The sequence below is a fragment of the Hydrogenophaga sp. GW456-12-10-14-TSB4 genome (genome assembly GCF_059424305.1).
In genome coordinates this window covers 81511-96425 of sequence record NZ_JBWKZH010000004.1, presented here as the reverse complement: position 1 = coordinate 96425, position 14915 = coordinate 81511, and the positions used below count along the sequence as shown (strand labels likewise).

Below are 14915 nucleotides of genomic sequence, written 5' to 3'. Positions count from 1 at the left end.
CCGACCAGCCGCCCATCCGGCGTCCCGCTGGTCTTTCTACCCCCAGGAGTCCCACAATGAAAGATGATGCCAAGCGTTGCCCCGTAACCCACCTGACCACTGACTTCGGTGCGCCGGTGGTCACCAACCGCGACAGCCTCACCGCCGGACCACGCGGCCCCCTGTTGGCGCAGGATGTCTGGCTGAACGAGAAGCTGGCCAACTTCGTGCGCGAAGTGGTGCCCGAGCGCCGCATGCACGCCAAGGGCTCCGGCGCCTTCGGTACGTTCACGGTGACGAAGGACATCACCAAATACACCCGCGCCAAGATCTTCAGCGAAGTCGGCAAAAAGACCGACATGTTCGCCCGCTTCACCACCGTGGCCGGTGAGCGCGGCGCCGCCGACGCCGAGCGCGACATCCGCGGCTTTGCCCTGAAGTTCTATACCGAAGAGGGCAACTGGGACATGGTCGGCAACAACACGCCGGTGTTTTTTGTGCGCGACCCGCGCCAGTTCCCAGACTTGAACAAGGCGGTCAAGCGCGACCCGCGCACCAACCTGCGCAGCGCGCGCAACAACTGGGACTACTGGACGCTGCTGCCCGAGGCGCTGCACCAGGTCACCGTGGTGATGAGCGACCGTGGCATTCCCGCCAGCTACCGCCACATGCACGGCTTCAGCTCGCACACCTACAGCTTCTGGAACCAGGATGGCGAACGCTTCTGGGTCAAACTGCACTTCCGTACCCAGCAGGGCATCAAGAACCTGACCGATGCAGAAGCCGAGGCACTGGTCGGCAAGGACCGCGAAAGCCACCAGCGCGACCTGTACGACGCCATCGAGCGTGGCGACTTCCCCAAGTGGACGATGTACATCCAGGTCATGCCCGAACTGGAGGCAGAGCAGTACCGCTTGCACCCATTCGACCTCACCAAGGTCTGGTACAAGGGCGACTACCCGCTGATCGAGGTGGGCGAGTTCACGCTGAACAAGAATCCTGAAAACTTCTTCCTCGACGTCGAGCAAAGCGCCTTCTCGCCCAGCAACCTGGTGCCAGGCATCGGTGTCAGCCCCGACCGCATGCTGCAGGCTCGCCTGTTTAACTATGCGGACGCGCAGCGCTACCGCCTGGGCGTGAATCACCAGCAAATCCCGGTGAACCGCGCGCGCTGCCCGGTTCACAGCAACCACCGCGATGGCCTGGGCCGCGTAGATGACAACTACGGCGGCCGGCCGCACTACGAACCCAACAGCTTCGGCCAGTGGCAGGCCCAGCCACAGTTTGAAGAGCCGCCGCTCAAACTGACCGGCGCGGCCAAGTTCTGGTCGTACCACGAAGACGACAACAACTACTTCGAACAACCGCGCAAGCTGTTCCAGCTGATGAGCGGTGCGCAGAAAGAAGCGCTGTTCGGCAACACCGGCCGCGCCATGGGCGACGCGCCCGAGTTCATCAAGTTCCGCCACATCCGCAACTGCCACGCCGCCGACCCGGCCTACGGTGCTGGGGTCGCCAAGGCGCTGGGCATCGACCTGGTCAAGGCGCTGGCGTCAAAGGAGGCGGACCCGATGTTCGACAACTCTCTCGTGCCGCTGCCCGCCTGATTTCAACCTCCCGCATATGCCGCTGTGGCAGGGCGTGCAAGAGATGGCGCTCACTCTCGATGGGCCGGATTTACCTGTGCCCAGCCGCAGTGTTCAGGCCCGTCCAAGACTGGGGGCTGAACCCTTGGCACATCTGTTTGGCCTGCTCACCGACGCCTGGGGCGAGCCCAGCCGGTGCATCCAGAGTCTTTGCGCGTGTTGGCAGTCGATGGTGTGGTTTGGTCTGCGCCCGACAGCCGGGACAACCGCCAGGTGCTGGGCAGTGGTTTGACCCAATAGGGCCCTCAGCCTTGGCCCATGGTGCGAGGCGTGTGCCTGCTCGATACGGATAGCCACGAGTTGCTCGATGCCAAGCCGGGGGGCTACGACTGCGGCGAGTTGACGCTGGGGGCCGATCTGCGCGGCCTGGATCATTCCATCACGCTGTTTGACCGCGCGTATTTCTCCGCAGCGTTCTTGATGGACTGGCAGCAGGCCGGCGCCCAGCGTTATTGGCTCATGCGTGCCAAGGACAATCTGCGCCATGAAGTGGTGCAAGAACCACCTGCAACGGTTGCTTGAGCAAGCCCGTTACTTCGTGCTTCCAGCACGTCGTATCGGGCGAAGCTTCCCCCGCGAGGTCAAGCGCTCTCGCAGCAAATTTCCCTACAAAAAATGCCAGTCAGGGCTTAACTGATTGGCATTGACCCGAAGGTGGCATTTTTCTTTCAAGTCAACAATTAAAAAGAACTTGATGGCGGAGTGGACGTCCGCATAGCGACCGGGCTTGTTCAGCGGCGCCACCTTCAGCGCAGTCAACTTCTCCATCCCTGCTGCCATATCTCTACTTCTCCTTTCAGTACGCAGGATTCACGTCACTACGGACCCGCCCCTACATGAAAGCACGTCAGACACGCGTGTCAACCCCGTGCATCGGCCCGATCACAACGGGAGCGAAACGCACAGTCGACGCACGCGCGACTCGAAGCCGCATATGTCGGAGCAACTCGGCCAGCCAGGATTGCTTCACGGCGTCGCGCCAACGCAAGCAGCTGACCCGCGTCGAGCAGCATCACGCGATGCGACTGCCAGCGGCGACGGTGGGTCGGCTGAAGAACCGTGACGAACGCGTACGGCTCAACCACCTCTCCAGTTTGGCTTTCCAGGGCGAGCTTCTGCGCCGACAGCTGAATGATGTCGCTGAGGTAAGCCCGGTCGGCCCATCTGGTCTTCAGTTCCACGAGAACGATGCGTCCATTCGGCAGTCGGTAGGCTCGATCAAGCCTGGCGACCAGCGAGATAGGGCTTCTCGAGCGAAACTGCTTCTCCATGTACACGAGCCAGGCTCCCTCCAGCTCACGTGGTCGGGAAGCGAGTTCCCCAGCGCCGAGGCCACCCCGTCGGCGCCACGCAAACAGGACAGCCGCGACGAACGCGAGCATCAACATCCAAAATATCGTCGTCATCCCGCATCCCTCCTTCCTACTGCCTGTCCACATCGCTGCGAGAGGTCAGCGAGCACTCGACGCGTAAACCTCCGCAGCAGTGCACTCCGGTCAAGGATCCAGCAAGCTGTCGGGCCAATGCTGTAGTAGCAGTGAACGAAACAACGGCCCCATGGCCTGCGCAGCATCACAACGTCCCGGTACCTGCGCAACGCATGCGTCTCAGGGGCAGACTCGCCGAAAAGGAAAGTCGCGACGAAGCACCGGCGATCAGTTGCTGAGGCCTGGCCTTCTCGGTAGTACTGAACGTGCAGGTCGCGCCCACGGATCATCGCCGCGCGTTGGGCAGGACTTGCACGGTCGCCGTACAGCTGCGCGAGCAGTACCCGCTTCTCGCAAAAGCCCATCTCGGCCAAGTCCTTGGCACTCACCTCACCCCGGCGGTCCACCCGGTGCCTTGACATGTGAACCTCATTCGGCAAGCCCGGGCGCGAAGACCTCGTTGGTCACCGCCGCCGATCCAGGCGCAGTCTCTCTGCGTACCGGCCCTGTCACCACTCCGTCTGCCTGGCCGAAGACCCCGTACTGCGCAAGCAGCCCGTCGTATGCCAGCACGCGCAGCCTGTTGACCCGCTTCGCACCTTGCGCAAAGCGCACCAGTTCGTCGTACAGCCGCGGGTTGTCCGCGCGCGCCAGTTCGAACACCAGCCGGACCGGCCTGGGGTCTTGCTGCGTGTTCCCGTTCATGCGACCTCCCCTGCCCCGCGGTCGCGGCCGGAGGCCAGCGCGCTGGCGGCGTAGTTCTGTCCCGCCAACTGGAATCCGCGCACGTTGGCGAACATCGGTTCCTTGACCTCGTGGATGCGATGCTGCGGGAATGCGGCCTTGACCGCCTTCTTGAACAGAAAGGCGCCACCGCCCACGAGGATGATGTTCTGCAAGCTCTCGGGCGTCTCGATCCACTGGCGCATCGTCGAGACCGCTTGCTGCGCGACGCTCTCGGCCAGCGGCAGGTGCCGCTTCATGTCGTAGGGCTTCTGGAAGATCACGGGCGCCTTGCCGGTGCGCAGGGCCAGGTCGATCGCGTCGTAGTCACGGTACGGCGTTCCGATGTCCTTGGAGATCTCAGTCGCCAGCAGGCGCAACACGTCGGACATGCCGCGGTTGATCGAGTTCGACTGCTTTTGCACGAGGCGCATGCCGCGCGTGACCAGCCAGTCGAAGGTGCGCGAGCCGGGATCGATCACCAAGCTCTGCTCAGTGCCGATGGTCGTCATCTTCTCGTGCTCGGCCGCGTAGTGGACCAACGCGCCTTGCGGCTGGGCTACCGCCATCGCCTTGGCGACGGTCACGGTCTTGCCGCCGCCGACCTGGTGGTCGCCGACCATGGCTTTCTCGAGCGCCGCCTTCTTCAGCGTGAAGAGCGCCACCGGCAGTCCGACGATCAGCAGGTCGATGTGGGGCACCTTCATCATGCTGAGCGCGCCGCGCAGCAGTGCCATGTACTCCGGCGAGTCGGTGTACTCGTCATGCAATTGCTTAGCCCGGAATGTGTCTGCAGCCAAGCCTACATCCGGACCGACCTCGTAGAACAACGGCCCAACCGGAATGCAGACGGTCTTGCGCCGCTCGCTGGCCGGCCAGTGCGGCGTCTCGCCGCTGGACGGATACGCGACCGACGGGAAACTGCCGCAGCGAATGTCGGCGCCTGTGACGCCGGTGACGAACTTGGTGTTGCCGGACCCGACATCCACCGCCCTGACGATCAATTCCATGAGAGTGCTCCAGAAGTGAAAAACCATGCCAATCAGCATCGAAAATCCGACGCATCCATGCCACCTGCAATCCGAATGAAATGAACCGGATTTCGGCATCGGGCACTTCCGACCGTCACTTCGATGTGAGAACAGCCACAGCGCCCTGACACCTTCCGAGCTTCCAAGCCGCCTCGGATCGCATGTGTGTCACCACGGTCTCACCCGTTCGATACCCGTCAACCCCGCCCGCACGCGGACGACCGGCGCGACGCCGCCGCCCTCGCCCACCTTGAGCGCACCGGTCCGGGACCAGAGGCAGAGCTTTTCCCTGTCAAGCCCGCATGCAGCTTCGCTCTGCGGCCCTGCGGGACACTAAATCGGCCCTATCACGCCGTCGCGTGTCCGCAAGCGCCAACGGCAACCCTGGTTTCATGCCGTCGCATTGCTACGCCCGCATTGACCTGCAAGCCCCTTTCGTCATCCACTACAGACTCCCGAGGGCCTACCTTGGCCCGCTCCATCGCGGAGCAAAAGGCGTCGCAGTCGTTACCTGCCCTTCAAGCCCCGGTCCTGAACCGGGGTGGCCGTCGCCCCCGAGGCGACCGCCCCGAGGTTATGTTTCGTAGTGCATGCGCCTTCGACCTTCGCCAGCCCTGTGGCTGGGCGCTCTTGGAAGTGCGTCAAGGCCGTCGATTGACTGACCCGGCACCCGATGCCGGTTCCCGATCCCGCCATCACCTGAGCACGCGTGTTCCACGCCGCCAGCGGTTGTGCTTGCCCTCATGGGCTCCACGCTGGTCCCCGCTCAATTGCTCGACACCGCCCTGGACTTTCGGTCAGGGGCGGACCCATGCGCGCAGATGGCGCTGCGAATTCCAGGATTGATCCACCAGTAGGCGCGAGACCCGATCTCGGCGCCGACGCGGCTGCCCGCCCCAGAGGCGGTGGCGCGTCAACAGCCTCCGTGGTTGCAGAAATGCACGTACGGAGCCGGATCACACGTTTTCATTTTTAAGACCGACCGAGCTGGCCCCTGCACACGCATGTGGCTGGCGCAACCCCTGGGTCGGCGGCGCGCGCTGTGGTCGCGCGCGCTGCCGCGAATGCCTGACCACCCGCTCCAGCGGATGACGGAATCCGTCGCTGGAGCCGGTCTTACCGGATTCCTGCCGGCGCGCCGTTCGGGCGGCGCGTCGTTCACTTCACTTGGAGAAGATGATGACGACGAAAACTTCACGCCGCCCGGCCGACTTTGGGAGCCCGGGACGCATCCGGGGCATGGATCAACCCCGCCCCCAAGCCTGGGCGGGGAAGACACCCCAGGAAATCCTCGCCCGCCTGCGGCCGGGTCATGCCGATCCGATGCGTGTGCTGGAAACCCTGATCGGCTTGTTCAACACCCGGCACACGGCGCGAGAGAAGACCGTCTCGCACAAGACCCGCGCCGAACGAGCGCGCTTCCTGCGGCGCTTCTTCCTGGACCTCAAACTCAAGGCTGGCTTTCACACCGTGCCGGATCCGCGCAACCTCGGGCAGAAGCACCTGCACGCCATGGTGCAGGTATGGAAGCGCGAAGTGCTGGCGCCCGCGACTATCCAGACCTACATGAGCTTCCTGCGTGGGCTCGCGTCGTGGATGAACAAGCCAGGCCTCGTCCTCCCGCCCGCGCGCTACGGCCTGAGTCTGGAGGAGTACCAGCGGCACGAGTACGCCCAGCACGACAAGAGCTGGAGCGCGCAAGGCATCGACGTGGACACCGTTCTCGCCCAGGTGGCGCAATACGATGCGCGGATCGCCGCATCGATGCGGCTGGGGGACGTGCTGGCGCTGCGGCGCAAGGAGTCGGTGATGTTCCGCCCGTTCGAGCACGTCGTGGCGTTCGAGCAGACAGGCCTGCCGGCCGAGCAACGCCAAGCGGATGAGTATGTGTGGACCAAGGGCAAGGGCGGCCGGGCGCGCTGGGTCGCATTGGCCACTGAGCAGCAGCGCGCAGCGGTGGCGCTTGCACGCTCGCTGGTCACGAGCCGCGACGCGCACATGGGCGATCCGGCGCTGAGCCTGAAGCGCAACCTGCGTCGGCTCGACTACGCGCTGGAGAAGTTCGGTATCACCAAGCGCCTGGCGGGCACCACGGGCCACGGGCTGCGCCACGGCAACTTCAATGATCTCTATGAGGACGTGACGGGCGTGCCATCGCCAGTGCGAGGCGGCGGACCCGTGGCGCCAGAGTTGGATCGGGCGGCCCGACTCGCCGTGGCCGAGCGAGCCGGCCATTCGAGGATGAGAGCAAGCACGGCTTACATCGGCGCCATGCTGCCACGACCGATCCCCAGCAACCGCAGCACCTGAGCGTTGCAGATGCCAGTGCGCGACCGAGCGAAGATGCGCGGTCAGCCAGCCCTCAGTTCGTCAGCGGTCTTGCCGCTGGCCAGCGCTTCGTTGAACCACTTGGGCTTCGGGCCGAAGCCTGACCACGAATTGCCGGCACCATCCTTGAACTTGATGCGCCCGGCTCCGCGCTTGGTCTTGCCAGCCGTTTCGGCTGCCTTGTCTGACTTGACGGCCTTGCTCCCCTTGCGAGCGGCGGAACCGAGGCCCAAGTCCGATGCGGTGATGCCGTAGTAGCCGATGGCATCCTTTATACGCGCGATGACATCCGCTTTCTCCGAATCACGAATGGCGTGCGCCTGCTGTTGGAGCTTGGCGATCTCCGCGTCGATTTCCTTGAGCGTCAGTTTGTTGCGAGCCATGAAAGTATTGGTGCGAGTGGACTTGAAAGAACCCAATGATCGGCAAGGACGTGTACGTCCAAACCGCAGTGGGAGTCTATAGCACGCCCTGGATGCGACCCAACTCCAGCGCTGGCGACTCAGATCGCCATGGATACTTCAAAGTCCTCGTCGGGATAGATGACTGCCGTGCGCAATCGAATCCCAGCGGTTTCTACCTCGTCCTCGCACAAGCCATAGTGCGAGAGCGCCGCGCAACGTGCCAATGCCTCCGTGGACTCGGCCACCTGCCCAATGTGGATGCCTTGCCCTTCGCGCAGCACGCGCACATTCCATCGCGTCATTCCCATTCGCTTCATGCTTCGGTGACGCTTTCTGAGTCGGTGGATTCGGCCGCCGCGACTTCACGCTGGAACCCGAATCGCGCCCAAGTGCGCGGGTCGACCTCGATGGGGCCGCTGCGCTTGGACTCCAGGTTGACAACGACGCCGTGCGCAGACAGGCGTCCTTTGGAGAACAACTCGTAGAGCAATTGCGCCGCGAAGCGCACCGCTACGTCGTTGACGAACAGTCCTTGCGAGGCCAGCGACATGCGCACCGAGCAGGACGGCAGGTTGTCCTCGGGTGCCCTGTCGTCGAGCAATTCAGGGAACAGTTCGGTCACGCACGGCAGCCGTGGCCCGGTTGCGCCCGGCTCCGACGCCGACCCACCTTCGGGCTCGCCCAGCACCACCTGCGCCGTGGCCTCGGTATTGCCCAGGTCGAGCCAGTAGCGGTATCGGCTGCTGTCGCGCCACGCGATGCGATGGAGCATGCCCCGCGCCGAGCGGCTGTCCACGCAACTGATCAGCAAATCGGCGCCGGCTGAGAACCGCTCGCCGTTCACGTGGTCCTCGTAGCGCATCGGATGGGCCTCCCAATCCAGCCCGTAGAACTGGTTCAGGCGGTGGATGGTCACAAGGGCCTTGTGGCGGCCGATGTCGGCGGCGCTGTACAACTGCCGCCCGACATTGGCCTCGCTCACACGGTCCGCGTCGAACGCGGTGACGTGCAGGCCGTAGGGATGGCCCAGCGCGCGCATCGCAATGTCCAGGCGGGCGAGGCAGGCCGCCATCTGCGCGCCGTTGCCGCCCATGCCGACCAAGTGCACCGCCACGCGGCGTCCCAGCAGTTTCGGATGAATCAGGTGTTCCACCAGTCGCTCCAGTTCAATGTCCTGCGGTCAGTCTCGCGCGATGGGCGTCGCCTTCAAGCCCGGTGCCAGCGGCGCATCACGCGCCGCATCCAGCCGTCGCCTGCGTAGCCGGGATCACCGCTCTCCGGGGTGAAGGGCAGCGCCGGCGGCCCCTGCCAAGGGTGGCGTGGCAGCGACTTGTACAGGCCGTTGATCACGAGGCGGAAACACGCCATCGGCGCAGGCTGGTCCAGCAGGCCGAACACGCCCGCAACCGCGATTCCCTGATCGTCACGATCGTCGTCGGCTGACCAGAACGCCGGGCCACGACCGTGCGTGTGCAGGTCCACGGCCACCGTCTCGTCACGCGCCATCGGCGGCCTGCGGTAGTCGATGCGAACCGGCGATGACCACTCGGCATCGCAGAAGTCCAGGCGCAGGCGCCCAGTGCTGCGCGAGTAGATCAACACCCCGGCGACTTCATTGGGAAGGTGTTCGCGGCCGTAGGCCACGAATTCCTCGATCAACTTGATCGGCAGCGGGCCGAAGCTGAACCGCAGGCGCTCTTGGACCTCGCCGTAGGGCAGGCGCATGGCTGGCGCGTCCAGACCGAGCGCCGAAATGCTGTCGAGCCAGTCGAGGCGGGTCTGCACGAACCACCCGTTGCGCGCGACGATGATGCGCTGGCCGTTCGCCATGTCAGGCAGCTTGCCGAAGCGCGGCGCAGCCACCACCGGGCATGCGGCCAGCAGAGCTTGGTCCCTGGGGTCGAGCATGTCCATCATGCGTCCTCCGGCTCACCGAGCAGTTGGCCCAGCGTGGTCTTGGCATCGACGAGCACGCGCTCGGGAAAGCGGACAAACCGCTGGTCGAGCAGGTCGCGCCAGAAGGCATAGGAGCCGCCCCGGTAGCGCAGCAGCTTGCCTGCCACGTTGGGATGGGTGAAGTAGGAGCGCAGGAAAGCGTCGTTCCAAGCGCCGATCTTCTCCACGGTGGTGCCTTCCGGCACTGGCACGTTGCCCTGGCAGATGCGGCCGTGGCCATCGACATTGAAGAACGGTGCCTGGAACAGCGGCGTCTTCGGCGTCGGGCGGCGCGTGCCCTTGACTGCCCACACCCGCCACGCGCGGCTGGATGCGGCAAAGACGAGTCCTGGCGTTGGGACGGCTTCGCCGCGCTCCGTGCCGCCGAAGGACTCCGCATGATCGTCGCCCACGCGGAATGCGATGTGTCGGCGCGCCGGGGGCACCCACCACACCAGCACGTCGCCATGCACGTACAGCACCGTCTCGGGCAGGAAGCCGCCATGCGCGGCCCGCTGGAGCAAGGCCGAAGCCAGTTCGCGTGCGGCCTGGGCCGTCATGGCACGGCCCGCGCCGATCACCGGCGCGCCTTCCACGGTCAGGACCTCGTGGACGGTGGCGAGCGCGCCGCCCGAGCGTCCGTGGTACAACAGCACGGCCTTGTCCAGCGTCAGCACGTTGTCGGTCGGCGTCTGGATGGAAAACTCCGCTTCAGTCATGGGTAGAACCTCCTGCGTTCAGTCTCCGAGGGACAGCGCATAGATCAAGCGGTCGATCAGGCCGATGGCCTCGAAGCGCTGGCCCATCCGGTGGAACCAGGCACCCAGCGCACCGGGGTCGCTCAGGGGAATCTGGACCTCGCCCATGCGGTCGCAGTGCTCTGCCTGATGCGCGAGATTGAGCAGGTCGTCATAGATGCGCGTGGTGACGTCACCCTCGTCCCAGGACAGCACCGCGCCGAAGCCGATGTATTCGCCCTCGATCTCGGGCTTGAAGTCGTCGGTGAGCGTGAGGCGGGACAGCGCCAGCGCATCGGCGGCGATCTGGCGCAGATGCGGGTCGGCCAGCGTCTTGGCGGCTTGGCGCAGGCTGCATGGCCGCCACGCCGCAGCGCCCTTGCGCCGTCGCTCTCCCTTGGCAGGTCGGTGCTGCCAGCGCCGCGCCCACTCCGGGTAGGCCGCATCCAACATGCGGCGCGTCACCAATTCCTCGCGCATGGCTTCGCGGTCGGCCTCCTCGCCGTCCTCGCACATCATGTCCAGCGCGGCTTCCTCATCCATCTCCCCCTGCCAGTACACATAGGACGCCACGTCGACGGCAATGTCCGGGGTGAACAGCGGGTAGACATAGCGGCTCTGCTCGCGCAGCACCTGCAGGACGGTGATTCCCAGGTTCGGCATGGCCGCGTTGAGTGCCTCCAGGCGCTCGCCGACCGCCCACTCGGCCTCGCGGTACTCGCACCAGTACACGTCGAGCTGGGCATAGGCGGTCTGCCGCCCGGCGCGCATGGCCGGGTAGTGGCCGTGCTCGTCCAGCACGCTGACCGCGAAGCGGGGCTCCAGGCACTGGAGCCTGCCGACCTGCCGCTTGATCCATGCGTCGATGGCATGTTCGCACGCCTTGAGGGGGTCGGGCTCCGCCTGCGGCAAGTCCTCTTCGCGCACCGCACCGGCATCGATCAGGAAACGGCACAGCGAGGCATTGGCCTGCGCCTGGGTGGTCGATGCGACGGTGAGCGGCACCGCCGCAGACAGGACCGGCAGCGCGAGGATCGGCGCGGCGGTGGGTGTGGCGCACATGCTCATGGCAGTGGCGACAGCATGTCGCTGGTGGCGCTGGTGCGGTGGACGGCGGCATCCTGACGCGCCTTCTCCTGCGTGCGGTTAGCGAAGCGGCTCCAGGCCGCCGAGCGGGCCTGCACGGTGGGCCGCGACAAGGCGCGCGACAGCTTGCCGGTGGCGCTCTGCGTGCCGCTCTCTGTGGCTTGAACCTGCGCCAGCAGCGCGGCGAGACGCGGGCCGGGCGGCAGCTGCCGCGCAGGGTCATGGGTGCCCGCGCCCTTGGTGCCCACCGCCTTGCGGAAGGTGAAGTCCTGCCGCCCGTTGGCGACCACGCCGGCCTCGACCTCGGCGCTGACCAGTTCGGGGTATTGGGCGCTGTACAGATCGCGCACTTCGCGTGGTTCGAGGCCGGGCACGTCCGGCAGCAGGATGCCGTTGTAGGTGAAAGTGCGGACGATGGGGGTGACTTGGATCGACATGGGGATGGCTCCTAGCGGGTCGGTGCGGCCACCACGGCGATGGCCTTGCAGTCAGTCTCTCGCCGGACGCCCTCGGCGCAAGGGCGCTGCGGCGGCTCATCCGAACAGGTCGAAAGACTCGCCATCCCCCGTGGCAGCGCCTGCCGTTGCCGCCTGGGGCCGGGCATCGGCGCCGTCCGCTCCTTCGTCGTCGTCCTGCGGCGCGGGGCTGGCCGTGGCCGTGGCTGTGGCAGTGGGCGCGGCCGTGGGCGTGGGTGCGGGCTTGCTGATGGTCGGCTTGGGCGCTGCGGCCTCGGTCGTCGCGTCACTGGCCTTCTTCACGGAGGCCGCCTTGGCCGCCTCGATCACTTCCTTGGTGGCTTCGGCCTGCTCCGCGAGGCTTTGGCGGACTTCGCGGAAGCCGCGCAGGGCGTCAATGAACCCTGTGTCGAACTCCTGCGGGGTGGCCGTCAGGCTCAGGGGCTGCGCCAGCGCGGGCTCGCCCGCATCCGGCCTGGGCTTCGGGATCACGTTGACCGTCAGTCGTCCCGACTTCTCGTCGGCGCTCACCGTCATTGTGAGCGTGGTGCTGCAAGCCAGCGCGAACAATTCTTCAAACATCGTCATGTCATGCTCCTTGGGAATGTGGGGACGTGTCCCCCGCCGGGGCCGTCCAGACCATGCTAGGACCGGCCCCCCTGCTGTCCAGGGTGTGGATGGCGGTCAGGCCGGAGCCGTCTCCGGCTGAATGTCCGAATGGCTGGCGGCAGCTTCGGAGCCTTCCACCTCATCCGCTTCGACGCCGGCGCCGTCCTGCGCGCCATCGGACAGGACCCGCTGGCGCCGGTAGCGCATCACGGCGGGTACCGTGCCCTGGTAGCTGAAGCCTTGGACCTTGAGCAAGGCGGCGATGAACTCCTGCTTCTTGCTGGCGCGCGCCCCCTTGAAGCCCGTGCCCATGGCCTTCTTCAGGCCGACTTCGGCCGCAAGGCTCTCCAGTTCGCTCATCGTGAACAGGTCGAGGAACGCCTTGTCCCACTGGAAGTACCGACCTTCATCGACCTCGGCGTAGTTCAGCAGCAGTTCCAGGTCGCTGGTGTTCACGCCGAAGGCAGCGGATGCCGTGGCGGCTTGCAGCAGGCGATCCAGCTGGGCTTCGGGCGCAGCGTCGGCGCGCTGGAGCCCACCCCGCACACCGAACGCGGCAGGCGCCGTCTGGCCTGCCATCCGGTCGAAGGCATTGCGGAACTGCGCCTCGCGCAGGTCGGCGCCACGACCGGCCAGCACCAGGGCGATCAGCACGCGCTGGCTGCGCTGCGGCTGCGCCATCAGGGCCTTGGCCAGCCACTTGCGCCACTCGGTCAGGCGATGCGCGACCACGCGTTGCGGGGTCTGGTTCGTCGGGGCCGATGCTGCAACGGTCTTGTGCCCGGCCTTGGCCTTCTGGCCCGCCTTGCCAGACACCTTCGCGGTGGACTGCTTCGCGCCCTTGCCTGACGCCTCGTCCACCGCTGCCTGCGCATCGCGCTGGGCCTTGCGCCAGAGGGCCACCTTCTGGCTGTTGCACGCGGCGTCGAAGCACAGGGACCGACTGACCTCGCCGTAGCTGCCGGGCATCGCCGAGACGGTGCAGCCGAAGGACTGGCACCCCTGGCAGGACGTGTACTGCGGCGCGCCGACACCGAGTTCGCCCTCGGCAGTCAGCGGCAGCGGCGTGAAGCCGTCCGACACCTTCACGATGCGGATCACCGGGTACTCGTCGCGCAGCGCGTCGGCGCGGGCCTGGACCGCTTGCAGCGTCACTTCCTCGAAGTGGCTGGGGTGTTGGCAGTAGCCCTCGCCCAGGGATTCCGCAAAAAGCCCAGCCTGCCGCGCCGAGTTGTGGGCGCAGCCGCTGCACTGCGCCGTGTCGAAGATCGCGTCGGCGAGCCGCCGTGCAAAGCGCCCGAGTTGCGACTTGAGCACGGCCACCGGCACCTTCTGCGCCAGGACGCCCGCCAGCACGCTGTCCTGCTTCTCCGGGGGGATGCCCGAGAGCAGTTCGGCATGGCCAAGCTGGATGCTGCGCGTGGTCAATGCCTTGAGCACCGTGGGCGTGCAGGCCATCAGCGCCAGCCGCCGCTCCAGCACCTCGGGTGACCAACCCATCAGGCGGGCGGTTTCTTCCTTGTCGCCGCGCTGGCGCAGCAACTGGCGTTGCGCGGCGCGGGCTTCCTCGGACGGCGACATGGCGGCGCGGTGGTAGTTCTCGATCACCGACATCGCTTCGGCCGTCTCGTCGCTGGCGTCCTTGATGACCACCGGCATGTCGTAGTCGTCGCCGAAGACGTTCTTGGCGGCGCGCCAGCGGCGCTCACCGGCGATGATCTCGAAGAGGTCGGTGCCCGGCACGGGCCGCACGACGATGGGTTCGAGCACGCCGACAGCGCGGATGCCCTCCTCCAGTTCGGCCATCTCGTCGGGATCGAAGTATTCGCGGGGGTTCTTGCCCTGCACGATCCGGCGGATCGGCAGGGTCGGTTGGGTGGTTGGGGTCACGGGGCCTCCTGGCTGTATCGGGTGGGATGCCCCCATGCTCCCGCCGAGGTCAGCATGTTCAAGTCCCATGGCCGTTCCCCTCGGCCGAGGGACGGATCACCGCCACCCAGGCTTGCAGCGCAAGCACCTGTTCGGCGCGTGCCGCCTCGTCCCGCGAGCGAAAGGTCACATCACCGGGCGCGTTCAAGTCGCCCCTGCGGCTGTCGCAAACGATGCGCCACTTCTTGTCGGGGTAGTTGCGGCTGACGCAACCACAGGCACCGCTCGGATAGCGAACCCCGCTCACATACCAGCCACCGTGCCGCCAGGGCGAGTAGTCGAACGGTCGCGCCGGGTCCACCATGCCCAGCACCTGCGAGAAGGCCTGGAGGGGCGTGCAATGGCTCTGTGCCTGGATCGCCTGCGCGATGCCATCGAACACGTCATCCGCGCAAGGCAGGCATTGCGCAAACGAGTGCATCACCCGGCGAACGATGGCGTCGAGGTCGAGGTTGTCGAGTGGGCGGTCGTTTTCGCTCTGGCGCGCGCAGGCATTGCGCACGGCCAAGGCCGTGGCCATCGCCGTGAGATGGGTCGTCATGGTCGGTTCTACTTGAAGCCATGCGCCCATCGTTGCGGGACGCGCAAAGGCTTCAAGGGCGAACCATGGGGAGGGCGTAAGCGAG

General features: G+C 66.0%; 18 protein-coding genes. 3 read left to right on the top strand and 15 right to left on the bottom strand.

Going from position 1 to position 14915, the window contains the following annotated elements:
- Positions 1–56: 56 nt before the first annotated feature.
- The gene (locus tag AC07ZS_RS03515; protein ID WP_494797247.1) at positions 57–1586 is read left to right on the top strand and encodes a catalase; all 1530 of its coding nucleotides are present in this window, start codon (positions 57–59) and stop codon (positions 1584–1586) included.
- 309 nt (positions 1587–1895) lie between these two features.
- Positions 1896–2147 (top strand): hypothetical protein, encoded by a 252-nt coding sequence (locus tag AC07ZS_RS03510; protein WP_494797246.1) that lies wholly within the window; start codon positions 1896–1898, stop codon positions 2145–2147.
- Positions 2148–2231: 84 nt separating this feature from the next.
- Here AC07ZS_RS03510 and AC07ZS_RS03505 read toward each other — a convergent pair whose 3' ends face one another.
- The 5 genes from AC07ZS_RS03505 to AC07ZS_RS03485 all read right to left on the bottom strand — a co-directional run bounded on the left by AC07ZS_RS03505 (position 2232) and on the right by AC07ZS_RS03485 (position 4785).
- Positions 2232–2405 carry a hypothetical protein gene (locus AC07ZS_RS03505; RefSeq protein ID WP_494797245.1) on the bottom strand — a complete coding sequence of 58 codons (174 nt, stop codon included), beginning with the start codon at positions 2403–2405 and terminating at the stop codon, positions 2232–2234.
- Positions 2406–2485: 80 nt separating this feature from the next.
- Complete coding sequence (locus AC07ZS_RS03500) at positions 2486–3031, bottom strand: PD-(D/E)XK nuclease family protein (RefSeq protein WP_494797244.1); 546 nt, start codon at positions 3029–3031, stop codon at positions 2486–2488.
- Positions 3028–3342 carry a CFI-box-CTERM domain-containing protein gene (locus tag AC07ZS_RS03495; RefSeq protein ID WP_494797310.1) on the bottom strand — a complete coding sequence of 105 codons (315 nt, stop codon included), beginning with the start codon at positions 3340–3342 and terminating at the stop codon, positions 3028–3030. Before AC07ZS_RS03495 ends, AC07ZS_RS03500 begins: the two co-directional genes overlap by 4 nt.
- A gap of 139 nt (positions 3343–3481) precedes the next feature.
- Positions 3482–3757, bottom strand: a complete 276-nt coding sequence (locus tag AC07ZS_RS03490; protein ID WP_494797243.1) for a hypothetical protein — start codon at positions 3755–3757, stop codon at positions 3482–3484.
- Entirely contained in the window at positions 3754–4785 is a 1032-nt protein-coding gene (locus tag AC07ZS_RS03485) for a PRTRC system protein D (protein ID WP_494797242.1), read from the bottom strand. Before AC07ZS_RS03485 ends, AC07ZS_RS03490 begins: the two co-directional genes overlap by 4 nt.
- A gap of 1260 nt (positions 4786–6045) precedes the next feature.
- Here AC07ZS_RS03485 and AC07ZS_RS03480 point away from each other — a divergent pair.
- Positions 6046–7116 carry a phage integrase N-terminal domain-containing protein gene (locus tag AC07ZS_RS03480; RefSeq protein ID WP_494797241.1) on the top strand — a complete coding sequence of 357 codons (1071 nt, stop codon included), beginning with the start codon at positions 6046–6048 and terminating at the stop codon, positions 7114–7116.
- A gap of 41 nt (positions 7117–7157) precedes the next feature.
- Here AC07ZS_RS03480 and AC07ZS_RS03475 read toward each other — a convergent pair whose 3' ends face one another.
- The 10 genes from AC07ZS_RS03475 to AC07ZS_RS03430 all read right to left on the bottom strand — a co-directional run bounded on the left by AC07ZS_RS03475 (position 7158) and on the right by AC07ZS_RS03430 (position 14830).
- The gene (locus AC07ZS_RS03475; protein WP_494797240.1) at positions 7158–7517 is read right to left on the bottom strand and encodes an H-NS histone family protein; all 360 of its coding nucleotides are present in this window, start codon (positions 7515–7517) and stop codon (positions 7158–7160) included.
- Between the two features lie 119 nt (positions 7518–7636).
- A complete protein-coding gene (locus AC07ZS_RS03470; protein ID WP_494797239.1) occupies positions 7637–7855 on the bottom strand; it encodes a hypothetical protein in 219 nt (72 codons plus the stop codon).
- The gene (locus AC07ZS_RS03465) at positions 7852–8691 is read right to left on the bottom strand and encodes a PRTRC system ThiF family protein (protein ID WP_494797238.1); all 840 of its coding nucleotides are present in this window, start codon (positions 8689–8691) and stop codon (positions 7852–7854) included. Before AC07ZS_RS03465 ends, AC07ZS_RS03470 begins: the two co-directional genes overlap by 4 nt.
- 53 nt (positions 8692–8744) lie before the next feature.
- Entirely contained in the window at positions 8745–9452 is a 708-nt protein-coding gene (locus tag AC07ZS_RS03460) for a PRTRC system protein A (RefSeq protein WP_494797309.1), read from the bottom strand.
- Positions 9452–10192 carry a PRTRC system protein B gene (locus AC07ZS_RS03455; RefSeq protein ID WP_494797237.1) on the bottom strand — a complete coding sequence of 247 codons (741 nt, stop codon included), beginning with the start codon at positions 10190–10192 and terminating at the stop codon, positions 9452–9454. The genes AC07ZS_RS03460 and AC07ZS_RS03455 overlap by 1 nt, the downstream gene beginning before the upstream one ends.
- Positions 10193–10210: 18 nt before the next feature.
- Positions 10211–11278: a PRTRC system protein F gene (locus AC07ZS_RS03450; protein WP_494797236.1), complete on the bottom strand. Its 1068-nt coding sequence runs from the start codon at positions 11276–11278 to the stop codon at positions 10211–10213.
- The gene (locus tag AC07ZS_RS03445; protein ID WP_494797235.1) at positions 11275–11733 is read right to left on the bottom strand and encodes a PRTRC system protein C; all 459 of its coding nucleotides are present in this window, start codon (positions 11731–11733) and stop codon (positions 11275–11277) included. Before AC07ZS_RS03445 ends, AC07ZS_RS03450 begins: the two co-directional genes overlap by 4 nt.
- Before the next feature lie 96 nt (positions 11734–11829).
- Positions 11830–12339: a PRTRC system protein E gene (locus tag AC07ZS_RS03440; RefSeq protein ID WP_494797234.1), complete on the bottom strand. Its 510-nt coding sequence runs from the start codon at positions 12337–12339 to the stop codon at positions 11830–11832.
- Positions 12340–12435: 96 nt separating this feature from the next.
- On the bottom strand, positions 12436–14286 hold the full coding sequence (locus AC07ZS_RS03435) for a PRTRC system ParB family protein (protein WP_494797233.1): 1851 nt from the start codon (positions 14284–14286) through the stop codon (positions 12436–12438).
- A 22-nt stretch (positions 14287–14308) separates the two neighbouring features.
- Positions 14309–14830 carry a hypothetical protein gene (locus tag AC07ZS_RS03430; protein WP_494797232.1) on the bottom strand — a complete coding sequence of 174 codons (522 nt, stop codon included), beginning with the start codon at positions 14828–14830 and terminating at the stop codon, positions 14309–14311.
- Positions 14831–14915 lie beyond the last annotated feature (85 nt).